The sequence below is a fragment of the Leminorella grimontii genome, assembly GCF_039789245.1.
Lineage (GTDB): Bacteria > Pseudomonadota > Gammaproteobacteria > Enterobacterales > Enterobacteriaceae > Leminorella > Leminorella grimontii.
Map to the genome: position 1 here is coordinate 3,402,743 of NZ_CP146357.1, position 23,991 is coordinate 3,426,733.

21 protein-coding genes and 2 pseudogenes are annotated in these 23,991 nt (G+C 54.6%); 14 read left to right on the forward strand and 9 right to left on the reverse strand.

Translation table 11 applies throughout. The annotated features are described in order from the left end of the window. Positions 1–3 precede the first annotated feature (3 nt). From cyoB to V8L73_RS15805, 13 genes and pseudogenes are all read left to right on the forward strand, one after another. On the forward strand, positions 4–1,998 hold the full coding sequence (gene cyoB / locus V8L73_RS15745) for a cytochrome o ubiquinol oxidase subunit I (RefSeq protein ID WP_027274798.1): 1,995 nt from the start codon (positions 4–6) through the stop codon (positions 1,996–1,998). Further along, entirely contained in the window at positions 1,988–2,608 is a 621-nt protein-coding gene (locus V8L73_RS15750) for a cytochrome o ubiquinol oxidase subunit III (protein ID WP_027274797.1), read from the forward strand. Before cyoB ends, V8L73_RS15750 begins: the two co-directional genes overlap by 11 nt. Then, complete coding sequence (locus V8L73_RS15755) at positions 2,609–2,935, forward strand: cytochrome o ubiquinol oxidase subunit IV (RefSeq protein WP_027274796.1); 327 nt, start codon at positions 2,609–2,611, stop codon at positions 2,933–2,935. Positions 2,936–2,946: 11 nt separating this feature from the next. Continuing rightward, positions 2,947–3,840, forward strand: coding sequence for a heme o synthase (gene cyoE / locus V8L73_RS15760; protein ID WP_347253409.1), 894 nt, complete (start codon positions 2,947–2,949; stop codon positions 3,838–3,840). Positions 3,841–3,999: 159 nt separating this feature from the next. Beyond that, positions 4,000–5,352 (forward strand): annotated as a pseudogene (locus V8L73_RS15765) (MFS transporter); the annotation flags it as partial. 174 nt (positions 5,353–5,526) lie between these two features. Further along, a complete protein-coding gene (locus V8L73_RS15770; RefSeq protein WP_347253411.1) occupies positions 5,527–6,540 on the forward strand; it encodes an LLM class flavin-dependent oxidoreductase in 1,014 nt (337 codons plus the stop codon). Between the two features lie 85 nt (positions 6,541–6,625). After that, on the forward strand, positions 6,626–7,582 hold the full coding sequence (locus V8L73_RS15775; RefSeq protein ID WP_347253412.1) for a D-2-hydroxyacid dehydrogenase: 957 nt from the start codon (positions 6,626–6,628) through the stop codon (positions 7,580–7,582). A gap of 96 nt (positions 7,583–7,678) precedes the next feature. Continuing rightward, a complete protein-coding gene (locus tag V8L73_RS15780; RefSeq protein WP_347253413.1) occupies positions 7,679–7,837 on the forward strand; it encodes a hypothetical protein in 159 nt (52 codons plus the stop codon). After that, positions 7,834–8,709 (forward strand): annotated as a pseudogene (locus V8L73_RS15785) (formylglycine-generating enzyme family protein). The gene V8L73_RS15780 and the pseudogene V8L73_RS15785 overlap by 4 nt, the downstream one beginning before the upstream one ends. 63 nt (positions 8,710–8,772) lie before the next feature. Then, complete coding sequence (locus V8L73_RS15790; protein WP_347253414.1) at positions 8,773–9,909, forward strand: tetratricopeptide repeat protein; 1,137 nt, start codon at positions 8,773–8,775, stop codon at positions 9,907–9,909. Between the two features lie 600 nt (positions 9,910–10,509). After that, complete coding sequence (locus V8L73_RS15795; RefSeq protein ID WP_347253415.1) at positions 10,510–10,749, forward strand: SymE family type I addiction module toxin; 240 nt, start codon at positions 10,510–10,512, stop codon at positions 10,747–10,749. A gap of 337 nt (positions 10,750–11,086) precedes the next feature. Continuing rightward, complete coding sequence (locus tag V8L73_RS15800) at positions 11,087–12,232, forward strand: XRE family transcriptional regulator (RefSeq protein ID WP_347253416.1); 1,146 nt, start codon at positions 11,087–11,089, stop codon at positions 12,230–12,232. Next, complete coding sequence (locus tag V8L73_RS15805; protein ID WP_347253417.1) at positions 12,229–12,720, forward strand: DUF4411 family protein; 492 nt, start codon at positions 12,229–12,231, stop codon at positions 12,718–12,720. Before V8L73_RS15800 ends, V8L73_RS15805 begins: the two co-directional genes overlap by 4 nt. Before the next feature lie 109 nt (positions 12,721–12,829). On the opposite strand, the gene V8L73_RS15810 is transcribed toward V8L73_RS15805, so the two are convergent. The 5 genes from V8L73_RS15810 to ltnD form a co-directional block, all read right to left on the reverse strand. Continuing rightward, complete coding sequence (locus V8L73_RS15810; protein ID WP_027274788.1) at positions 12,830–14,200, reverse strand: GntP family transporter; 1,371 nt, start codon at positions 14,198–14,200, stop codon at positions 12,830–12,832. 142 nt (positions 14,201–14,342) lie between these two features. Next, the gene (locus V8L73_RS15815) at positions 14,343–15,119 is read right to left on the reverse strand and encodes an HPr family phosphocarrier protein (protein WP_347253418.1); all 777 of its coding nucleotides are present in this window, start codon (positions 15,117–15,119) and stop codon (positions 14,343–14,345) included. 3 nt (positions 15,120–15,122) lie between these two features. After that, positions 15,123–15,767: a 3-oxo-tetronate 4-phosphate decarboxylase gene (gene otnC, locus V8L73_RS15820; RefSeq protein WP_027274786.1), complete on the reverse strand. Its 645-nt coding sequence runs from the start codon at positions 15,765–15,767 to the stop codon at positions 15,123–15,125. Beyond that, positions 15,764–17,044 (reverse strand): 3-oxo-tetronate kinase, encoded by a 1,281-nt coding sequence (gene otnK, locus V8L73_RS15825; RefSeq protein WP_347253419.1) that lies wholly within the window; start codon positions 17,042–17,044, stop codon positions 15,764–15,766. The genes otnC and otnK overlap by 4 nt, the downstream gene beginning before the upstream one ends. Beyond that, positions 17,044–17,955 carry an L-threonate dehydrogenase gene (gene ltnD, locus V8L73_RS15830; protein ID WP_347253420.1) on the reverse strand — a complete coding sequence of 304 codons (912 nt, stop codon included), beginning with the start codon at positions 17,953–17,955 and terminating at the stop codon, positions 17,044–17,046. Before ltnD ends, otnK begins: the two co-directional genes overlap by 1 nt. A 397-nt stretch (positions 17,956–18,352) precedes the next feature. Between ltnD and ygbI the strand changes: the two genes are divergently transcribed. Further along, a complete protein-coding gene (gene ygbI, locus V8L73_RS15835; RefSeq protein WP_347253421.1) occupies positions 18,353–19,117 on the forward strand; it encodes a DNA-binding transcriptional repressor YgbI in 765 nt (254 codons plus the stop codon). 52 nt (positions 19,118–19,169) lie between these two features. Here the strand turns inward: ygbI and V8L73_RS15840 are convergent, their stop codons facing one another. The 4 genes from V8L73_RS15840 to V8L73_RS15855 form a co-directional block, all read right to left on the reverse strand. Beyond that, entirely contained in the window at positions 19,170–19,919 is a 750-nt protein-coding gene (locus V8L73_RS15840; RefSeq protein ID WP_134389196.1) for a hypothetical protein, read from the reverse strand. A gap of 238 nt (positions 19,920–20,157) precedes the next feature. Next, positions 20,158–21,498, reverse strand: a complete 1,341-nt coding sequence (locus tag V8L73_RS15845) for a gluconate:H+ symporter (protein WP_347253422.1) — start codon at positions 21,496–21,498, stop codon at positions 20,158–20,160. A 159-nt stretch (positions 21,499–21,657) separates the two neighbouring features. Continuing rightward, positions 21,658–22,659 carry a 4-hydroxythreonine-4-phosphate dehydrogenase PdxA gene (pdxA, locus tag V8L73_RS15850; RefSeq protein ID WP_027274780.1) on the reverse strand — a complete coding sequence of 334 codons (1,002 nt, stop codon included), beginning with the start codon at positions 22,657–22,659 and terminating at the stop codon, positions 21,658–21,660. Beyond that, complete coding sequence (locus V8L73_RS15855) at positions 22,656–23,987, reverse strand: four-carbon acid sugar kinase family protein (protein WP_051155714.1); 1,332 nt, start codon at positions 23,985–23,987, stop codon at positions 22,656–22,658. The genes pdxA and V8L73_RS15855 overlap by 4 nt, the downstream gene beginning before the upstream one ends. Between the last annotated feature and the right edge of the window lie 4 nt (positions 23,988–23,991).

Here is a 23,991-nt window from a genome sequence, read left to right on the forward strand (position 1 = left end):
ACCATGTTAGGAAAATTAACCCTAGACGCCATTCCTTATCATGAGCCGATTATTATGGGCGCCGTCGGCATGATTATCGTGGGCGGCATCGCCGTGCTGGCGCTGCTGACCTATTTCGGAAAATGGAAGTGGCTATGGACCGAATGGCTGACCAGCGTCGACCATAAAAAGATCGGCGTCATGTACATCCTGGTCGCCATGGTGATGCTGCTGCGCGGCTTTGCCGACGCCATCATGATGCGCACCCAGCTAGCCGTCGCCGCCGCCACCTCGGGCGAAGGCTTCCTGCCGCCGCACCACTACGACCAAATCTTTACCGCGCACGGCGTTATCATGATCTTCTTTATGGCGATGCCGTTCGTCATCGGCCTGATGAACATCGTGGTGCCGCTGCAAATCGGCGCGCGCGACGTGGCCTTCCCATTCCTCAACTCCCTGAGCTTCTGGCTGTTCGTGGCGGGCGTGGTGCTTATCAACATTTCTCTCGGCGTCGGCGAATTCGCCCAAACCGGCTGGCTGGCCTATCCGCCGCTGTCGGGTAAGGTATATAACCCCGGCGTGGGGGTCGACTACTGGATATGGAGCCTACAGATATCCGGGGTCGGTACGCTGCTCACCGGGGTGAACTTCTTCGCGACCATCCTGAAGATGCGCGCGCCGGGCATGAAGATGATGGACATGCCGGTATTCACCTGGACCGCCCTGTGCGCCAACGTGCTTATCATCGCCGCGTTTCCCATCCTGACGGCGACCGTCGCGATGCTGACGCTCGACCGCTATCTGGACTTCCACTTCTTCACCAACGATCTCGGCGGCAACCAGATGATGTACGTCAACCTCATCTGGGCATGGGGCCACCCTGAAGTGTACATTCTGATCCTGCCCTGCTTTGGCATCTTCTCCGAAGTGGTGGCGACCTTCAGCAAAAAGCGGCTGTTCGGCTACACCTCGCTGGTGTGGGCGACGGTAGTTATCACCCTGCTGTCCTTTATCGTCTGGCTGCACCACTTCTTCACCATGGGCGCCGGGGCGAACGTCAACGCCTTCTTCGGCATAGCCACTATGATTATTTCCATCCCGACCGGGGTGAAGATTTTCAACTGGCTGTTCACCATGTATCAGGGGCGCATTCAGTTCTCTACGCCGATCCTGTGGACGCTGGGCTTCCTGGTAACCTTCACCGTCGGCGGGATGACCGGCGTGCTGCTGGCCGTGCCGGGCGCGAACTACGTGCTGCACAACAGCCTGTTCCTGATTGCCCACTTCCACAACGTGATTATCGGCGGCGTGGTGTTCGGCTGCCTGGCGGGCTTCAACTACTGGTTCCCGAAGGCCTTCGGCTTCAAGCTTAACGAGCGCCTGGGCAAGTACGCCTTCTGGTTCTGGATTATCGGCTTCTTCGTCGCCTTCATGCCGCTGTACGCGCTGGGCTTTATGGGCATGACCCGTCGCCTGAACTACAGCCTACAGCCTGAATGGACAACTCTGCTGCTGGTAGCCGCGTTCGGCGCCGTGCTGATTGCGCTGGGCATCGCCTGCCAAATCCTACAGCTTTTGGTCAGCATCAAGGACCGCAAGAAAAATCTGGACGTCACCGGCGACCCATGGGGCGGCCGCACGCTGGAGTGGGCAACCTCTTCTCCGGCGCCGTTCTATAACTTCGCCCACCTGCCGCACATTAACGGCATCGACGCCTTCGCAGACCAAAAGGAAAAGGGCATCGCCTACGCGCGCCCGGCCAAGTATGAGCCAATCCACATGCCGAGAAACACCGGCGTCGGCGTGATTATCGCCGCCTTCAGCGTGGTCTTCGGCTTCGCGATGGTGTGGGAAATCTGGTGGATGGCTATCGTGGGCCTTATTGGCATGGCGGTAACCTACATCGCCTACACCTTTAACGACAATACCGACTACTACGTGCCGGTAGATGAAATAGAAAAAATCGAACAGCAGCGTTTTGAACAACTGAGCAAAGCCGGGGTGAATCATGGTAACTGATACGCTAATCGCGCCAAACGCGCATGCTCACGAGCACGAGCATGAACACCACGACAGCGGCGCCAAAACCGTCTTCGGTTTTTGGATCTACCTGATGAGCGACTGCATTCTCTTTGCCTGCGTGTTCGCCACCTATGCGGTGCTGGTGACCGGCGTGGCCGACGGCCCGTCCGGCAAAGAGATTTTCGAGCTGCCCTACGTGCTTGGCGAAACGGCGCTGCTGCTGCTCAGTAGCTTCACCTACGGCATGGCGGTTATCGCGATGAACAAGGGGGTAAAGAGTCAGGTCATCGGCTGGCTTATCGTCACCTTCCTGTTCGGCTTCGGCTTTATCGTCATGGAGCTCAACGAGTTCCACCTTCTGATTAGCGAAGGCTACGGCCCCAGCGCCAGCGCCTTCCTATCCGGCTTCTTTACGCTGGTTGGCACTCACGGGCTGCACGTGACGCTGGGCCTAATCTGGATGGCGGTTATGATTATTCAGGTGGCCAAAAAGGGACTGACGCCGAAAAACAGCGCGCGCCTGATGTGCCTGAGCCTGTTCTGGCACTTCCTCGACGTAATCTGGATCTGCGTGTTCACCGTGGTTTATCTGATGGGGGCTATCTAAATGAAACATACTGACGTTTCCGGCGCCAGCCACGGCTCCGTAAAATCGTATCTGATAGGCTTCGTTCTGTCCGTCATTCTGACCGCCATTCCGTTTTGGATGGTGATGACGGGTGCGGCGGAACCGAAGACGCTGGTTGTCGCCATCTCGCTGTTTGCCGTCGTACAGATAGTGGTGCATCTGGTTTATTTCTTGCATATGAACACAAAGTCAGAGGGAGGTTGGAACTTCGTCGCTCTGGTTTTTACTGGACTTATCATCGCCATCGTCGTCGTGGGTTCGCTGTGGATTATGTACAACCTTAACGTCAACATGATGGCTCACTAAGCGCGGTATCTATGATGAAGAAATATCTGCTGGTCACCAAACCTGGCATCATCTTTGGCAACATGGTGTCCGTTATCGGCGGCTTTCTCCTGGCCGCCCAGGGGAACGTCGACGCTTTCCTGATGTTCGCCACCGTGGTCGGCGTCTCGCTCGTCGTGGCGTCCGGCTGTGTGTTCAATAACTACGTTGACCGCGATATTGACTGCCTGATGGAAAGGACCAAGAACCGCGTGTTGGTTCAGGGTTTGATTTCTCCCACCGTCACGCTCAGCTACGCTACCGCGCTAGGCGTTCTGGGCTTCGCGCTGCTCTACGTTTTCACAAACGCAGTAGCGGTCGGTTTCACCCTGCTCGGGTTTGTGGTTTACGTCGGCGTTTACAGCCTCTATATGAAGCGTAAGTCGGTTTACGGCACGCTGATCGGCAGCCTTTCCGGCGCTGCGCCGCCGGTTATCGGCTACTGCGCCGTCAGCGGCCAGTTTGACACCGGCGCCATGCTGCTGCTGGTTATCTTCAGCCTGTGGCAAATGCCGCACTCTTACGCCATCGCGATTTTCCGCTACAAGGACTATCTGGCGGCGAACATTCCGGTTCTTCCGGTCAAGCGCGGCATCTCGGTGACTAAAAACCACATCACGTTTTATATCATCGGCTTTATCGCCGCGACGCTGATGTTGGCCATTAGCGGCTATGCGGGCTACGGCTATCTGGCCGTCGCCGCCACCGTCGGCCTTTGCTGGCTGGTCATGGCGCTGACCGGCTATAAGACCAACGACAACCGCGTTTGGGCGAAAAAGGTGTTTATCTTCTCCATCGTGACGATAACCGCTCTGAGCGTCATGATGTCGGTCGACTACACCCAAACCGTTTCACCGGAAACTCTGCTGGCGCTGGTCAGGTCTTAAGCTCTGTCTCTCCCGTACGCCGCGTTAACCGCGCGGCGTACGCGCATAACCCCTTTGTTGATAAAGAAAACCGCGCATTAACCCACGCTTACGATTATGCTATACCCTAAATATTCGAGTTGTATGACGAATCCATTTAGACACACCGCTTGAGGCACTATGAACGATAACCGCATGACGCCACAGGAACGCCGCGCGACGGCGGGGCTGGGTTTGGTATTCTCTTTGCGCATGCTGGGCATGTTTATGGTACTGCCGGTGTTAACCACCTACGGCATGTCGCTGGCGGGAGCAACCGAGCAGCTTATCGGCATTGCTATCGGCATCTACGGCCTCACGCAGGCGGTGTTTCAAATCCCGTTTGGCCTGCTGTCGGACCGTGTGGGGCGCAAGCCGCTTATCGTTGGCGGCCTGCTGATTTTCGCCTGCGGCAGCCTTATCGCCGCGATGAGCGACTCGATTTGGGGCATTATCCTGGGCCGAGCGCTTCAGGGTTCGGGCGCTATCGCCGCCGCGGTCATGGCGCTGCTGTCGGACCTCACCCGCGAACAGCACCGCACCAAGGCCATGGCGTTTATCGGCGTAAGCTTTGGCATCACCTTCGCCATCGCTATGGTGCTGGGCCCTGTCGTGACGCACGCCTTTGGCCTTAACGCGCTGTTTTTCGCCATTACCGTTCTTAGCCTCTTAGCCATCGCGCTAACGCTGTTCGTTATTCCCAATACCAGCGAACACGTGCTGAACCGCGAATCGGGCATGGTTAAAGGCAGCTTTATCAAGGTGCTGCGCAACGAGCGGCTACTCAAGCTTAACGTCGGCATACTTTGCCTGCACGCTATTCTGATGACCACCTTCCTTGCCCTGCCCGTGGCGATGGAACACGCGGGCTTCATGCCGGCGGACCACTGGAAGCTTTATCTGGTGACCATGCTGGTTTCGTTTGTCGCCGTTGTGCCCTTCATCATAGTTGCGGAAAAAAAGCGTAAAATGAAGCAGGTATTTTTAACCTGCGTCGCACTGCTTTTTATTTCTGAAGCTATACTTTTTTCCAGCGACCAACGCTTGTGGCTTCTGTTTGCGGGCGTACAGCTATTCTTTATTGCCTTCAACACGATGGAAGCCATTCTGCCCTCGCTTATCAGTAAAGAGGCCCCTGCCGGCTACAAAGGAACGGCGATGGGCGTTTACTCCACCAGCCAGTTTATCGGCGTGGCGATAGGCGGCGGCATCGGCGGTTGGCTGTTTGGCCTAAACGGCGTCAGCGCGGTGTTTTTGGGCTCGGTCGTCCTGTGCGGGCTGTGGTTTTTGTTAAGCACCACCATGAAGCAGCCTCCTTACGTCAGCAGCCTGCGCATTAACGTGCCGGAAGCGGCCATAGGCGCAGGGCTGTCGGCAGCCGTTCTCAAAGCGTTTACCGGCGTTAACGAAGCGGCGTTCGTCCCCGAAGAGCGCGCCGCCTACGTTAAGATAGACTCTGCGAGAACCAATCGCGCGACGCTAGAACAGGCCATTGTTGAATTTATTCGTAAGTACGACAGCCGACACCAGGCTGGCGAGAAACCGGCGGCGAATGCCCAGTAACCCTCCGGCCGTGAAGTAAAATAGCAAACGGCGGGAAGCGCGGGGCATAATCCGAGACTTGGGGTCCGTATTAACAGGCCCTCAGCGATATTGGAGACATCTAGTATGACGCAGACTTCCCGCATACCTCTTTCAGTCCTCGATCTCTCACCGATTATTCAGGGCGGCTCCGTTTCCCAGTCCTTCGCTCACTCTCGTGAACTGGCCGTTCTGGCCGAGCGGCTCGGCTATCATCGCTACTGGCTGGCGGAACACCACAGCATGGAGGGCATCGCCAGTTCGGCAACGGCGGTGCTGATAGGCTACATCGCGGGCGTAACGGAAAAAATGCGCGTCGGCGCGGGCGGCATCATGCTGCCCAACCACGCGCCGCTGACTATCGCCGAACAGTTCGGCACGCTGGCGACGCTCTACCCCAATCGCATTGACCTCGGGCTTGGCCGTGCGCCGGGCACCAATCAGGAAACCGCGCTGGCGCTTCGGCGCGACGAACACGACAGCGCCAGAAACTATCAGGCCAACGTGCACGAACTACAGGGCTATTTCGATGATGAAAACCCTGCCAAGCCCATTAAGGCTATTCCCGGCCAGGGGCTAAAAGTGCCGCTTTGGCTGCTCGGCTCCAGCCTTTACAGCGCGCAGCTGGCGGCAAAAATGGGCCTTCCCTTCGCCTACGCCGCTCACTTCACGCCGGATCTGCTGATGCAGGCACTGGAGGTCTATCGCCGGGAGTTCGTCCCCTCGGCGGCGCTGTCCAAGCCCTATGCCATGGTTTGCCTCAACGTTATCGCCGCAGATAACCATCTGCAGGCAGAGCGGCTTTTCAGCTCCGTTCAGCTGCACTTCGCCAACATGATCCGCGGTAAGCCGGGGCCGCTGCCGCCTCCGGTAGACGACGTGACCAAGGAGCTTGCTAAACACGAGCTTTACAGCGTCAACCACACGCTAAGCCTGTCTATCGTCGGCGATAAAGAGGACGTTCGCGACGGATTGCAAAATCTGCTGCAAGAAACCGGCGTTGATGAGATTATGATTAACGGACAGATTTTTGACCATCAGGCGCGCCTGCGCTCGTTTGAGCTGATTGCCGACATCGCGCCTGAACTAGGCTCAGCCTAGCCCGCTCACGGCGGGCATTCGTATCGCCGCGCGCCTGTACCGGGCGCGGCAGTAACGTTTAACCCTCTGGACTCTCAGGTGAACGATGAAAATTGTGGTATTGGACGGGTATACGCTTAACCCCGGCGACATTTCCTGGAACGACCTTAAGCAGCTTGGCGACCTCACGGTTTACGACCGCACCCCGCAGGACCTTATCGTTGAACGCATCGGCGACGCAGAAATCGTACTGACCAACAAAACGCCCATCAGCGCCCAAACGCTTTCCGCCTGCCCTTCACTCAAGTTTATCGGCGTGCTGGCTACCGGCTATAACATCGTCGACGTTAAGGCGGCGCGCGAAAAAGGCGTTATCGTCTGCAACGTGCCGAGCTACAGCACCATCTCGGTTGCCCAGCTGAGCCTGGCGCTGCTGCTGGAGCTTTGCCACCACGTGGGCGACCACAGCAACGACGTACGCGCCGGCGGCTGGAGCAGCAGCATTGACTTCTGCTACTGGCGCTCGCCGCTCATCGAGCTGCAGGGCAAAACGCTGGGCCTTATCGGCTACGGCCAAATCGGTTCGGCCTTCGCCGCCGTCGCGACCGCGCTGGGTATGGAAATCCTGGTCTATACGCCGAGCCAAAACAAGAAGCACGAGCGCCCCGGCCTTCGCGTCGTGCAGTTGGAGGAGCTTCTGGCCGAGTCCGACGTGATTAGCCTGCACTGCCCGCTGACGGCGGAAAATACCGGCATGATTAACCGCGCGACGATTGCGAAAATGAAGGACGGCGTGCTGCTGCTCAACACCGCGCGCGGCGCGCTTATCGTCGAGCAAGACCTGGCCGACGCGCTCAACAGCGGCAAAGTCGGCGGCGCGGCGCTCGACGTGCTGTCCTCCGAGCCGCCCCCGGCCAGCAACCCGCTGCTGACGGCCAAAAACTGCGTACTCACGCCCCACATCGCCTGGGCGCCGAAAGAGGCGCGCCTGCGCCTGATGGCGATCACGGTGGAAAACCTTAAGCGCTATATGGCGGGGAACCCGCAGAACGTAGTGAATTAACGGCAGGGTTTTGAGTAAAAGCGCCGGGAAGATTGTCATTGACGCTTCCCGGCGCTTTATTGTTGTGTAACACCGATCGACTCATGGAGAAAAGGGATGTTTACGGACAGGGACGAGATTGAAGAAAGTTTATGCGACGCGGATATTAATGAAAAGGATGCGAGAATACTGGCGCAGCAGGCCAGACCGGCTATTCAAATATACAAGGCGCAGGTCTGTCAGCAGCACAATGCAGTTAAAGGAATGTACGCATGACAAAGTTATTGTCTGATATCGGTAAGACCCTGTTATCCGGTATGGCGGCTTTAGTGTTGTTCGGCTGTGATGATAAACAGGAAGAAATAACACTGGCAAACGAACAGTTGGCCGATATGGTGTTTGTGGCGGGCGGCAGTTTTATGATGGGGGATTTTGGCCCGACTATGGGGGAGCATTTACCTTTCAGCTTTGAGCAGGATGATAAGCCGCTGCATAAGGTGACGCTTGACAGTTTTAGTATGTCCAAATACCGAGTAACGTGGAAGCAGTATAACCGTTATCTGGACATTCAGGGGAAACCAAAATCAAAAGCCCATACAAGATTTAAATCATACAATGAGAGCGACTCCTTTTCTAAGTTTGCTGGTGATTCCTACCCCGCAGCGGTTCTCTAGCAGGAAGCAAAGGACTATTGCCTGTGGGTGGGTAAAGTAAGTGGCCGGAAAGTTGACTTACCAACCGAGGCGCAGTGGGAGTATGCGGCACGCAGCCGTGGACAGTTTCTTATTATGGCGAACAAAGATAACGTCTGGCATAAGGATGAGGAGGGTGAAAACGCAAGTTTTGCAGGAAGCATTGAACCTGTAGGCAGCTATCCGCCTAACCCCCTTGGATTATATGACATGATGGGAAATGGTTTTGACTGGGTCAACGACTGGTACGCTTCGGACTATTATCAATCTTCGCCGGAGAAGGATCCCGTCGGGCCGGAGAAAGGCGATAAAAAGGTGTTAAGAGGGTCTGGTGGCAAGGCCTACTGGAATAATCCGGTTATTTTGCGCTGGAGCGGCGATATAGATGGGGATAAAAAGGGGGCGAAGATTGGCTATGGGTTTCGCTGCGTAGTCAATGAAGTGAGTCCCTTATAGTTTTATGGCGAGAAAGAGTGGGTTGAGTCTTTTGTCAGTGTTACTCAATATAGGGGGATACAGTTGGATAGTATAGAAAAAGGATTTCAGTTAAAGCTTGCGTTATTTTGCATTATTTTAATAAGCCCTCTGGTTAATGCACAGACAACTTGGGAGAGTTATGTGTCTTACGACAAATGCCAGGTGAATGTACCAGTTTGCCAACAGGCAGCTAAACAGGGGGATATACAATCACAATATAATCTGGGGAAAATGTACTACACAGGTGAAGGTGTACAACAAGATTATCATATGGCAAAGAAATTGTGGGAGCAGGCATCTGAGAAAGGAAACCCTCAGGCTCAGAATGGGTTGGGCGTACTATATTATTCCAATAAGGGGGTGCAAACACGAAATATAGATTTTGCCAGAAATTTGTTCTTACAAGCAGCACTACAAGGTGAATATAAGGCATTGCTGAATTTGGGTAAAATGTATGATGATAAACATGCAACGGATCAGGATTTAAAAAAAGCGGCTGAGGGTTTTCGAAAATTTCGAGATGAGGATAAAAAACAGTTAGAGCAGCAATCTAATAGTGGAAATGCAGACGCCTCATATAAGCTGAGTCGGATGTATACTGACGACGAAGTGCTTAAATCCGACCTCAATCAGAAAATTTACTATCTAGAAAAAGCGGCTAAACAAGGGAGCGCCTCTGCGCAGTATGAAATCGGTTATATTTATTATAGAGGCGGGTACGGGTTAAGATCAGATCCTGAAAAAGGCCGTGACTATTTCATTCAGGCTTATAATCAGGGCAACAGTGACGCCGCCTACTCTTTGTATGAATATTACACATATCGTGATGAACCGAATACTGAAAAGGCACTAAAGTATTTACAAAAGGCAGCTGAACAGCGTCACTTTAGAGCTATTCATCAAATTGCCTATTATTACTATCATGGGGTGGAACCCTATCTTAAACAGGACTATAAAAAAGCATTTCAATTTTATGAAATACTTTCTACTACATTGTCGAATAGAGCTAAATACTATTTGGGGAACGATTATCAGTTAGCCGCTATGTATCAATTAGGCATAATGTACGAAAATGGTCAGGGAATAACTAAATCCAGAGAGAAGGCGTTAGAATTGTTTAAGACATCCTGCGATGGTGGTTATCAGAAAAGTTGTGATGTGTTAAATAATAAAAGGTGATGATGTCAACGCACTGCTTTATTTTTTATTATAACTAACTATCCTCATGATATTTTAAACTGTGAGTCGTTTTGCACAAACTATAATAAAAAAACCGCATCAAAGATCTCAATGACGATATTGCCGCCCCGGATAAAAGATGGCGATAGACGACACTAGAATAGCGGACTTCTTTATATATGGATTAAAAGAAGCGATTTAATTGACCGTTGGTTGGAATCTATTTCGGACGCCATGAGCTAGTATCTCAACCATCTTATGGAATTTTGCGAGGCGTATTCCGATATTGGTATTACGCCTTGTTTCTTCTAACAAAATCGCTTGCTGCCGGTTATCGATAGCGGTATCTTTTGCCTGCGCCTGCAAATTCAGGTGCCGGGCTTAGCATCCTGAAATTCTCTTGTTGGCGACATAGCGGCGCGTATGCGCTTTTCTTATGTCGTGCACACGGCTACACTCCTATGGCGAGCCGGACGGTGGCGTCGCAAGACGCGCCGGTGTCCAACAAGGCCGGTAATGCTAACTCCGTCCGGTTCCGCCACCCGTGAAATTAGCATTTCCGATGGCGGTATAATTGACGACTTGTTGGAGGTTGCCCCTATGGCTACGATCCCTACCCAGACTCAACCCTCATCCGAGAAACCCGCTAAAACCCAGCGCCGCTACACCGTCGGCTACGTCCCCAATCAGGGCGATACCAGCACGCCCGCCATAAACCTAGGCGGGAAATGGCTCAGAGAGGCCGGCTTCGACACCGGAATCGGCGTGACGGTCAAGATTGCCGACGACTGCATTGTGCTCATTCCCGACAACGAGGAAGTACACAGCTTAAGCAGGTGAAAGAAGCGGTGAAGGTGATGAAGGAGGGTGTGCTTAGCGAGTTGTGAGGAAAAAGGGAAATGCGTCTCCCCAAACGAGAAAAGCCACCCTGAAGGTGGCTTTTCCGGTACTAACTTTAGCGCGCGGGTCCGAAGAAATCCGCGCCTTGACGGGATGACATTATCGGTGTCTGGAGAGTCCGTCAACTGCCCCCTGATGTTTTATGCCCTCCAGAGCTAAAACATCAAAAAAATCTCACTGATTTTTCGGGAAATTGATTGTTCATTTCAGTATCAGATGGATAGGTTTTGCACCTTCTTTTATCTATAATCAGAAATAAAACGTCAGGAAAACGAAAATGGCAACGGCAAATATAAATACAGCAATGCTAACCTGGGCGCGTCAGCGTTCCGGCTATTCTTTGTCTGCATTTGCCGCCAAATGCGCCGTCAGCGAAGAACGGCTGATACAGTGGGAGTCTGGCGAACAGCCTATGACGTTTAATCAGGCTATGCTGCTCGCTGAAAAGGCCCATATTCCTTTCGGCTATCTGTTTCTGACGACCCCTCCCGTTGAAACGCTCCCCATTCCTGATTTAAGAACACAAGACAACCGCGCAGTCCATCAACCCAGCGCGGAATTACTGGATTTGGTAAAACTGATGCTCCAGCGTCAGGAATGGTACAGAGACTATCTTCGGCAACAGCTGACCGAGCCTAATCCGTTTGTCGGACGTTTATCTGTTCGCTGTCGCGTCGATGCCATCGTCGAAGATATCAGGCAGGCATTGCGAGTTGGGCTGTACCCTGAACGTGGCAACAGCGACGGTTACTATCGGGATCTGATTAATCGCATAGAATCCCTCGGTATTTTAGTCATGCGGCAGGCTAATCTGGGTCATTTCACTCGGCCTTTACAGGTGGAGGAGTTCCGCGGGTTCGCCATTACCGATGAATATGCCCCCATTGTTTTCATCAACCATGCCGATGCCCCCGGCGCCCGCCTGTTCACGCTAATTCACGAGCTGTGCCACATCTGGATCGGGCAGTCTGGTATTTCTGATGGAGATGCTCGCACCTCTCGTAAAGAAGAAGTTTTATGCAACGCCGTGGCTGCTGAGTTTTTGGTTCCAGCAGAGGAATTTGCCCAACGCTGGCAACCCGATTTAGAGCGCTGGCAGGACAATCTCGCCCCTCTGGAACTTCACTTTCGGGTCAGCCGGTGGGTACTGGCCCGGCGAGCATTAACGCTGAAATTTATCGGATATGATGACTATGCCCGCTATGTCGCAGGACTGAAAGCCGAATGGCAGGAGCGAGAAAAAAGCGGTAAAGGCGGCCCCGGTTACTTCCAGACAAAAAAAGCACAAATTAGTCTGCCCTTCTCCCGCGCCGTCGTCGGGCAAGCGCTGAGTGGTCAGCTTTTACTTCGGGAGGCAAGCGCGCTTCTTGATGGTATGAGACCGGCTAAAATTCCTGTTTTCGCGAAGGAGCTAGGGGTATGAGATACCTGCTGGATGCAAATACGTATATTCAAGCGAAAAATCAGTATTACGGCATGGATATCTGCCCCGCTTACTGGCACTGGTTGGATCTTCAGTTTGAGCAGGGACTCATAGGCAGCGTGGATATGATTGGCCGGGAACTAAAGGACGGTAACGACGAATTGGCAGACTGGGCAAAAGCGCGTCCCGGCCATTTTATCAAAAACGACGATGCAGATACGCAGGCCATTTTTACTCAAATTATTCAGACGGTAATGGCGGGTGACTACAACCCCGGCAATCGTGATAACTTTTTAGCAAAAGCCGATCCGTGGATTATTGCCAAGGCTAAGTCTATTGGTGCAGTGGTTGTGACACATGAGTCACTGGTTATTGAAGGTACCAAAAAGGTGAAGGTGCCAAATATCTGCCATCAATTCGGCGTTCCCTGCGTCAATACGTTTCAGTTTCTGCGTGAGTTAAAAGCGCGGTTTGTGCTTAGTTCTTAGGATTAAGCTATTTTCATCCAGCCTTCTCGTTCCTTTTCAAGAAAACGCGCCTGTATTTAACTTAGACAAACGACGGGCCAAGCCCGCCGTTTTCAATTCAACCTCAACCCTACACCACCAACCACAGCAGCCAGGTAAACGCAAACCCGCTAACCCCTAGCACCGTGGTCAACACCGTCCAGGTCTTCAGGCCGTCTGCGACGGAAAGCCCCAGGTACTTGGTGACGATCCAGAAACCGGAGTCGTTAATGTGCGACAGACCCAAGCCGCCGAAGCACATGGACAGCGTGACCAGCACCAGTTGAATATGGTTTAGTCCCACCACCGCCTCTGACAGCAGGCCGCCGGTGGTCAGAATAGCTACCGTCGCCGAGCCCTGCGACGCACGCAGCGCCAGAGAGATGATGAACGCGGCAGGAATCAGCGGCAGCCCGATGGTCATCAGCACGTCGGCCAGCGCCTTGCCCACGCCGGACTCCACCAGCACTTTACCAAACACGCCGCCCGCACCGGTCACCATGATAACCACCGCTGCCGTCGGCAGCGCGCCGCCCATGACGTCGCTGGCATGCTGCATGCTCCAGCCGCGGCGAACCGCCAGGAAGTAGAACGCGAGCACCAGCGCAATCATCAGCGCCAAGCCCGGAGAACCGACCAGCGTGAAGAAGTCTCTTATCGGCGAACCGGCCGGCATCACCGTAGCGGACACGGTACCCATCATAATAATGGCGATAGGAATGATGATAAGCGCAGAGATTAAAAACGCCCCCGGAGGATTCATGCGATCGGTAATCGGCGCGCTATTTTCCGGCGCAGGTTCCGGAGCCGCCAGCTGAAGCTGCTCCAGCACTTCGACCGACATCGCATAGTTTTTACGGTTAAGGCGCTGGGCGACAAAGTAGCCGATAACGCCTACCGGAATAGAAATCAGCAGCCCGATAATGGTGAGCCAGCCCACGTCGGCGCTCAAGAGCCCCGCGGCGGCGACCGGCCCCGGATGCGGCGGCAGCGCAACGTGCACCGTCAGCATGACGCCGGCCATCGGCAGGCCAAACTTCAGCGGAGAAACCTTGGCTACCTTGGCGAAACCGTAAATAATCGGCGCCAGAATGATAAAGCCAACGTCAAAGAATACCGGGATCCCGAGAATAAAGGCCGCGATAGTCAGCGCGGCGACGGTACGCTTTGGCCCTAATTTTTTGCTGAAATAGCTGGCCAGTGATTCAGCGCCGCCGGAGTGTTCGATCATTCGACCAAGCATCGCGCCCAGGCCGATAATGATGGTAATCGAGCCAAGAACGCCACCCATGCCCGCGGTCATGACCTTCATGACTTCGCCGGTAGGAATGCCGCTGGCCAGCGCAACGAACAGGCTGACCATCAGCAGCGCTACAAACGGTTGAACTTTCGCTTTAATCACCAGCAGCAGGAGCAAGAGCACGCCCAAGGCCGCTATCGTTAACAGTGCAATTGTCGACATGGTTAGACCCTTTAATAGGTAAAAGTAGGGTACCGCATCGATTTTTACATCGACGCGGTGGGTTTCTTTTTTTTATAAATTCGTTTCTATACGGACTTTACGAACTTTATTTCAGTGCTACATCTCAATATAAAAATCAGTACTATAAATAAGGCTTCACCCAGCCAAGCCCCGCCGTCGTTTCGCCGCGCGGCTTGTATTCACAGCCTACCCAGCCCTGATAGCCAACTTCATCCAACTTGTTGAAAATCCAGCCGTAGTCCAGCTCTCCGCTGTCCGGCTCGTGGCGCTCCGGCACTGAAGCGATCTGAATATGCCCGTAGCGGCCGGCCATCGACTGAATAATATCCGTTACGTTGCCGTCAACCAGTTGGGCGTGGAAAAAGTCCAGCTGAACGAAAGCGTTGGGCTTATTTATTTCCTCAATTAGCGCCAGCGCCTGATGCTGGCTGCTGAACAAATAGTTAGGCTTAATCGGCGGGCTAAGCGCTTCAATCAGCACGTTTATGCCGTGCGGCGCAAAGCGGTCCGCCGCGTAGCGAACGTTTTCAATAAACGTTTGGCGGCAGGCCAGGCGGTCTACGCCTTCGGGCACTACGCCCGCCATCACGTGTACGTTAGGGCAGCCGAGCGCGATAGCGTATTCCAGCGCGCAGTCAATATCTTCACGCGCCTCGCGCTCGCGGCCGGGCAGTGCGGTAAGCCCCCACTCGCCTGCGGCGACGTTGCCGGGCGCGGTATTGAACAGCACCTGCTTAAGCCCATTCTGCTTCAGCTTTTCGGCAAGCTGCTCCGCCGGGTATTCATAGGGAAACAGAAACTCGACCGCCTTGAAGCCGGCCTTGGCCGCCGCTTCAAACCTGTCCAGAAACGGCAGTTCGTTAAACATCATTGATAAATTGGCAGCAAACTTCGGCATGGTTTATCTCCGTAATTCGGCAAGTTGTTCTTCAGACAAATAGCGGATGCGACGATCGCCCAGCGTAAATATCAGCTTTGCCGTCTCTTCCAGCTCTTCATAGTTATCCGAGGCGTCGCGCAGGGAGCGCCCCAGCGTAACCGCGCCGTGGTTGGCTAACAGAAAGGCCCGGTTGCCGTTAGCCAGCTTGGCGAGATCTTCGCCAATCCGCCGATCGCCAGGGCGATAGTAAGGCACCACTGGGACTTTCCCCATTCTCATTACCACATAGGGGGTAAACGGGCGGATGGCGTTTTCCATATTGAGATCTTCCAAGCAGGACAGCGCCGTCAAATAGGTGCTGTGCAGGTGGACGACCGCCTTACACTCCGGATTGTTGAGATATAAGGACAGGTGAAAGCTGACCTCTTTTGACGGCTTGTCGCCTGAAATCAACGTTCCGTCCAGCCCCACCTTGGAAAGCCGGTCGGCGTTAAGCTCCCCCAGGCAGGAGCCGGTCGGCGTCGCCAGCAGCGTGTCGTCGGGCAGCAGCATGGAAAGGTTGCCGGCAGAGCCCGTCGCGTAGCCGCGTTGGAACAAAGAGGCGCCCAGGCGGACCATGGCTTCGCGCGCCTCAAGCTCTGCTTGAATTAACGTCTTTTCACTCATACGGGAAACTCCAGCTGTGCTCTGGCAAAGAAGTTTTCATCTCCGAAGTTACCGGACTTCAGCGCCAGAGAGACGGGCTGCTCCGTCGCCCGCACCCAAGGCACGCCGGGAGAAATGCAGGGGCCAATGTGAAAACCGTGAATGTTTAAAGACTGGGTAACAACCCCTGACGTTTCTCCGCCCGCAACGATAAAGCGGCTAAAGCCAGCCTTGTGAAGCAGGGAGACGACGTCGGAAAACAGATGCTCAACCGCATGGCTTGACGCCTGCGCGCCGTACTTCTGCTGGATAAGCTTCAGCGTTTCCGGCTGTGCCGTAGCGTAAAGCATCGGCGCAAGCTTGCCGTCAGCATTCTCTTCAACCCAGCGGGCCAGCTCCGCAGCGTAAGCCGCTCGCTCCGAATCCGACGCGACGCAACGCTCCACGTCAATCGCCTTTGACGCCGCCTGCTGGCGATAGCGCTCAACCTGAAGGTTGGTCATCGTCGAACAGGAACCGGACAGCACCACCGCCTTTTTGCCCTGCGGCGCACCGGCGAGCTTGGCGTTAGACGCTCCCTGCCCAGCCTCTTCTACCACCGCCCACTGCCTGGCGATGCCGATAGCCAGACCGGAACCGCCGGTCACAAGCTTCATCGACTTGACCGCCTCGCCTTGCACCAGCAGGTGCCGTTCGCTCAGCGCGTCCAGCACCACGTAGCGCTTTCCTTCTTCTGCCAACGCGGCCAGCTTTTGCTTCACCGCCTGCGCGCCGAGGTCGAGATCCGACGCCGTCACCAGGCCGCACTTGCCCTGAGCCTGCGCTTCCATCAGGCGCAGCAGGCTGCTGTCCGTCATCGGCGTCACCGGATGGTTGCGCATGCCGGACTCCGACAACAGCTGCCCCATCACGAACAGGTAGCCTTGATAAACCGTACGCCCGTTAACCGGCAGTGCGGGAGATATGACCGTCTGCGTCTCGCCCAGCGCGTTTAACAGGGCGTCCGTTACTGGCCCGATGTTGCCCTTCGGCGTACTGTCGAAGGTTGAGCAGTATTTGAAATAGAACTGACGGCAGCCCTGACGCTTAAGCCACGACAGCGCGGCCAGCGATTGCTCCACCGCCTCTTCAACCGGGCAGGAGCGGGACTTCAGGCTGATAACCACCGCCTGCGTGTCGACGGTTACGTCGTCTGCGGGAACGCCGTTAAGCTGAACGGTGGACAGGCCGTTCTCCACCAGGAAGCTGGCGATATCGGTCGCTCCCGTGAAGTCGTCTGCAATAACGCCTAGCAACATTATGCGTTCTCCTTACCCTTCGGCAGCTCGATGCCGGAGAAAATCTTGATAACGGCGCTGTCGTCTTCTCTGCCAAAGCCGGCGTTGCTGGCCTCGGTAAACATGTTTAGCGCAGTGGAGGCTAAAGGCAGCGGGAAGTGCAGAGATTTGGCGGTGTCGGCCACCAGCCCCAGATCCTTAACAAAAATGTCTACCGCCGACTTGGGCGAGTAATCGCCGTCGACCACGTGACGCATGCGGTTTTCAAACATCCAGGAGTTGCCGGCGGCGTTGGTGACCACGTCGTACATGACGTCCAGCGGAATGCCCGCCCGCGCGGCCAGCGCCATTGCCTCAGCGCCAGCGGCGATGTGAACCCCGGCCAGCAGCTGGTGAACGATTTTCACCGTTGCGCCCAGGCCAATCTCTTCACCAACGCGATACACCTTGCCCGCAACGGCGTCCAGCACCGGCGCCAGCTGGCTGAAAGTCTGTTCGGCTCCGGAAGCCATCACGGTCATTTCACCCGCAGCGGCCTTCACTGCGCCGCCGGAAACCGGCGCGTCCAGCATGTTTAACCCGAATTCGGCCAGGCCTTTCTCAATTTCCTTGGCGTCCGCAGCGGAAATGGTAGAAGAAACCATCACCGGCGTACCGGCCTTCAGGTGCTGAGCCAGACCGCTCTCGCCAAACAGGATCTTTTTCACCTGTACGGCATTGACGACCAGCAGCAGCACGGCGTCCAGCTTATCGGCAAACGCCTGAGCGCTGGCCGCCGTCTCTTTTGCGCCCTGCTGCTTAAGCTGCTCCAGCGCAACCGGATTAATATCGGCGCCGTAGGTCGTTAGCCCCGCGCGAATACAGGACTGCGCCGCACCCATGCCCATTGAACCCAGCCCTACGATACAAACGGAATAGTCTTTATTCTGCATACCAATCTCCAATATCAAAGCGCAATGTTAAAATTAGTTAATCTTTGTTCTCTTGTGTTAATTATAGGGAATTGAAAAAACAATATCGCGATCCAATTCACAGATATTAACATCATCATAGGTTTCAACAATTGCATAGAAATCATAGGATTTATTTTTTCTTTATTTATTTTAGCAAGTTATGTTTTGTTAATGCGCTTCACACTCTAGGGGGCCTGTGATAACTTATAACAAAAATTAACGCCATATATACCCGTCATACTTCAAGTTGCATGTGCGTTGGCTGCACTCGTTCACCCCAGTCACTTACTTATGTAAGCTCCTGGGGATTCACTCCCTTGCCGCCTTCATGCAACTCGAATTATTTTGGGTATAGTCCACTCGGAGCGAAATCATCGTGATACCCGTAGAACGACATCAACAGATTTTAGAACTGGTTGCCGAACGCGGCGTCGTCAGCATCGCCGAGTTGACGGAGCGCTTTGGCGTCTCTCATATGACCATTAGAAGGGATCTTCATAAGCTTGAACAGCAGGGTACCGTTATCCCCGTGTCGGGCGGCGTTCAGGCGCAGGAAAGGCTTATCAGCGAGCCTTCGCACATGGATAAAGAGACGATGTTTAGCCAGCAGAAGGCCAGCATCGGCAGGCTCGCCGCGGAAATCATCCCCGCCGACAGCTGTATTTATCTGGATGCAGGCACCACGACGCTGGCGCTTGCCAAAGAGATAGGCGATCGCAGCGATTTGACCGTCGTCACCAACGACTTTGTCATCGCCAGCTATTTAATCGAATTCGGCAGCTGTGCGCTTATCCACACCGGCGGCACGGTCTGTCGGGAAAACCGCTCCTGCGTCGGAGAGGCCGCCGCTCACGCCCTGCGCAACCTGCTTATCGACATTGCGTTTATCTCCGCCTCGTCGTGGAGCATGCGCGGGCTGTCGACCCCCAGCGAAAACAAGGTGTCGGTAAAAAGAGCCATCGTCGACGCCAGCCACCGCTGCATCCTGCTGTGCGACACCTCAAAGTACGGCAAAATCGCCACCTATATGGCGCTGCCTATCTCGGTGTTCGACACCATTATTACCGACAGCGCCCTGCCTGAGGCGGCAAAAGAGGCCATTCGCCTGTCGGAAATCACGCTTATGCTGGCCAACCCCTAAGCATAAAAAAGCCCCGGCGTTTCCGTCGGGGCCTTCCACATTAAAAAGGAGATTACTTCAGCAGTTCCAGCGTTGCATCGTTGAAGTAGTCAACCTGTACCTCATAGTCTTTGCCCAGCAGCTGGCCGCGGCCGTACCAGTTAATGCCGCCCAGCTGCAGCGACAGGCCCTGTACGTCAAAGTTGAACAGGTAACCGGTAGAGCTGACGAAGGTAAACTGGTTGTTCTGCATTTGCAGCAGGTTGAAGCTCAACCCTTTCAGATAGTGCGACTGTACGCGGCCCAGATAGGCAGGAGCCAGTTTACCGAACAGGCGGACAACTTCGGCGCGGTAAGCGTCGACGGTCAAACCTTTCGGCAGCTCGCGCGCGATCAGCGCAAAAATGTCTGCGTTGGCCAGCGCAATCGCAAGCTTGGTGGTCAGAGAGGTCGTCAACTTCTCCTGATTGACGGAGAATTCCGGCTGCTTGCTGTTTCCGCTCTTTTTTACCGGCTCAAGGAATTCGCCAAGGTTAGGCTGAATCAGTACGGTTGTCGCGATATAGGCCGCTGCGGCGGTGTCCTGCTCCGGGCGGCGCTCGCCGATAAACAGCGCAAATTCGTTATCCGCCGTGGCTTCAATTTTGTTAGCTTTCAGATACTCTACGACCGCTTCCGGCGTCTTTTCACCGCGAACCAGCTCGCACAGCACGTTCATGTGACCGTCATGGCGGCCGCCGTTGAACGTTGGCGCCAGCGACATTACTGCGCTTTGAACGATAGGAAGGGCGGGAATAGCTAAAAGATTTTTTGCTGTGCTCATGTCATTACGATCCGTCAATAAAATAAACTCTGGCGCCCGACTTCAGAGCGCCGCTTTATGGTCCAGCAATCCTTACCATACGCGCGGGCGTACGCCGGACTTGGCTAAGTAAAATATCATACTCACATAAGGCAAAAAGCACCAGATGAAGACTCACCGGGCGCTTTTAGATTTGTTACGGACGGTTTCTCGTCAAGACAAAAAAACAATGTTGAAATATTTACTAAAAAATCGTCGTCTAAACAACCATCGCCAGCCCCAACGTAGCCAAAAGCCCGAGCACGGAGGCGATGCAGGTCGCCACCGTATAGGTGGCGTACATCGTCCCGACCGAAATGCCCAAACACTCCTTCACGAACCAGAAGCCGGAGTCGGTGACGTGAGAACCGCCGATAGCGCCGGTGCCGATAGCGATAGCCACCAGCGCCGGGTCAAGAGACGGATAGCCGCTGAGGACCGGCAGGATAAAGCCCGCCGAAGCCATCATGGCGACGGTCGCGCTCCCCAGAGCGGTGCGCATAACGATAGCAATAACCCACGCCATGATGAGCGGGCTTATCTGAATGCTGGTCAGCACCTCCTTCAGCGCTTCGCCGACGCCGCTGTCGATAATGATTTTGTTAAATGCGCCCGCGGCGCCGATAACCAAAAGAATAGACGCCATCGGCGCCATCGCGCTTTCGCTGAACTTACCCAGTTGGTTCAGCGTAAAGCCTTGTCCCGTGCCGAGCACGAAATAAGCCACAACGGCTGAGATAAACAGCGCAATCATCGGCGTGCCGATAAAGTCGACGTAAACCATATAGGCGGGAGGATTGGCCTTGTCGATCGTCAGTTCAACCAGCGTTTTGCCAATCATCAGCAGCAGCGGAAGCAGGATGACAAACAGCGTCTTGCCGAAAGAAGGCAGCTCGGAATCCGGACGCGACTCGGCATTGGCGTAGGCGCCGGTTACCTCCACCGGGAAACGCCTGGAGATATATTTACCGTAAATCGGCCCGGCAATCGCCGCGGCGGGTATGCCCACCAGCAGGCCGTAGAAAATGACTTTCCCCACGTCGGCATTGAGCGACCCGGCAATCGCCATCGCCGCAGGATGTGGCGGAATGACGCAGTGGACGATGAGCAGCCCCATTATCATTGACAGCGCAACCTGAATCACCGGCAGGTTTGACTCTTTCGTCACCGAGAACATCAGGGCGATAAGCAGGATGATCCCCACCTGGAAGAACACCGGAATACCGCAAATATAGCCGACAACCAGCATCGCCCAGTGGGCGTGCGTTTTGCCGAGGAGGTTAATCAGGGTTCTCGCCAGCCGCTCTGCGGCGCCCGATATCTCCATCAGCTTGCCGAGTATCGCCCCCAGCGCCAGGATGGGCGCCAAAAAGCCAAGCGTCCCTCCCAGCCCCGACTCAAACGCCGAGACGATTTTCGCCAAGGGCATTTCCATTGTTAATGCCAAAAACAGGCACGCCGTCATTAAAGAAACGAAGGCATGTATTTTGAAATAAACGCATAACACCACCACGATGATAATGGCGAGTATCAGCATCGACATCGCAAATCCAACACTCATAGTTCGTCCCCGTTATTGTATTTATACCGGCCTATGGCCGAACGACGGGTGCAGTCGTCCGGACGCATAGCGCCGCGAATAAATGATGTTGATATTTTTATTTAATAACGCGGTCGGCGTTCCGGCCTGCGTTTATTATTTAAGGCATCGCTTTGGGTCTTATTTTTTGAAATAAGGCGCGTACAGCGCGGCCAGGCGAACGGCCTCAATCAGGCTCACCGCGTTGGCGACGCCTTTACCCGCAATGTCATTCGCCGTACCGTGGTCGACCGAGGTTCTTAAAATCGGCATTCCGTTGGTAATAGAAATCGTGCGGTGAAAGTCCACCATCTTGGTCGCGATATGCCCCTGGTCGTGATAAGGGGAAAGCACCGCATCATAAGCGCCCAGCAGCGCAAAGTGGAAAACGCTGTCCGCAGGCTTAGGCCCGACAATGTTGACGCCCGCTTTTCTTGCCATTTCAACGCCCGGCGCCAGAACGTCGTCGTCCTCAGAGCCAAAGAGGCCGTGTTCCCCACAGTGCGGGTTGATACCCGCCACCGATAGCCTGGGATTTTTAAGGCCCAGCTTGTGCAGCGCTTCGGTGCAGCGAATGGCGTAGTCACACACCCGCTCCGGCGTTAAGGATTCAATAGCCTGCACCAGCGACATGTGGCGCGTCAGGAAAAACACCCTCAGCTCTTTGACCTGAAACATCGTCAGCGGATCTTGAGTGCCGGTCAGATCCGCCAATATTTCGGTATGGCCGATGTAGTTAATATTTCCCGCTTTGAGGGACTCTTTATTAATCGGCGTTGTCGCCAGCGCGTCTATTTTATGGGCCATCGTTAATTCGGTGGCCGTCTTAATATATTCAAAAGCGGCTTTACCGCACTGCCCTTGAATAAGTCCGGGTTTAAACGACGCATAGTCCAGTTCTCCGCGCTGGAGAAGGTTTAACACGCCTTCCCGGAATTCGGCGTCTCGAAGAGAGTCAATCACGCGAACGTCGAGATTGACGTTGGAAAACGCCGCCGCCTCTTCCAGTATGCGCCGGTCGCCGATAACGACCATGTTTCCATATTCATGCGCTTCCCTGCTGGCCAGGGTTTTCACGACAATCTCCGGCCCGATGCCGGCGGGATCGCCCATAGGTATGCCGATTAGCGGTTTTACGTTCATTTAAGCTCCTGAGGTTGGTTAGATAATTCTTTCTCTGTGGCGTATACGCCGCTGGAAATTTTGGTGCTCAGATAGTCGACGCAGTGCACGAGCGTACTGTCGTTACCGACAAAGCCGCCTTTCGTCACGATGGACAGGCCGTTGCACCTGTCTCCCAGCAGGTGGCCATAAACCGCCAGCGGCTCAACTTCATCTTTCAGGATGAATCCCTTACTGCCCAAGCGGTTGGTAACGGCGAGCGTCACGTCACCGCCGCTGGTGTAAATTCCCCGAAACATCGACTTCTCGTTGAGCAAAACCTGAGACGTCACTTCGGCTATCCCTTTGTTTATCAAGCAGCTCACCTCCGACTTGTCGACGCCGTACTCCTGCGCCAGTTCGCCCAGCTCGCAGACGTGCTCTGGCGTTTCCACCGTATCGATGCCCACGACGTCATACCGTTCAGACTTACGCAGCAGCATCTGAACCAGCGGCCCCGCCTTACCGGGATGTTTTGAGATATCAATCAGCTGACGCGGAGGGACGACCTCCAGCCAGACGTTGCGGTCGTACTTGAGCTTCTCGATCTGCCGCTGGGTGAGCGCTGAGACGCTGCCAATGGCGATAAACACTTTATTGGTCTTCACGTTAGCGCTGGAATAACGCAGGTGGGCAAGCTGCGCGGTAAAAGGCCCTGGGTCGACGCAGAACACCGGCAGGCCGGTTTTCTCAACCGCTTTTGCGATAGCGGCGATGTCCAGATCCGTCGTTGCGTCAAAGATCGCAATTCGTCCCCCCTGTCGGTAGACCGTCGCTATCTTCTCCGACAGCGCGTCAACGCCTGCCAGAACGTCGCGCAGCGGGATGTGATGAGGCTCGTAGCGCGACTGCTGGCGAAACAGCTCAAGGACGGAAGACTCCGTCATCGGGTTCTTCGGGTCGTCTCTCATCATGGTGTTTTGCAAAGGAATGCCGGAAACCAGCAGCGAACCGCCGACGCAAATCCGCCCGCTGGAGGGGTAAACCGGAACAACTACGGCCATAAGCTCCGGATAGTTATCCAATACGGCATCCACTTCGGCACCCATATTTCCCCTCAGCGTTGAGTCGATACGCTTACTGATTAAGGGCGCCTGGGCTCTAAACTGTTCGATACACTCGCTGACGCGGCTATAGGCCTCTTCGGGCGAAATAGATCGGGAGTCGGTAGAAAAAGAGACAATCTCAAAATGGCTCAAAGACTGATGAAACGCCTCCAGACAGGTTATGGTAGTAAACCCCTTCTTGCTTAACAGGGCGCTGGTAGCGTTCGCACCGGTTAAATCGTCCGCGACAATCGCAACTTTCATCGCA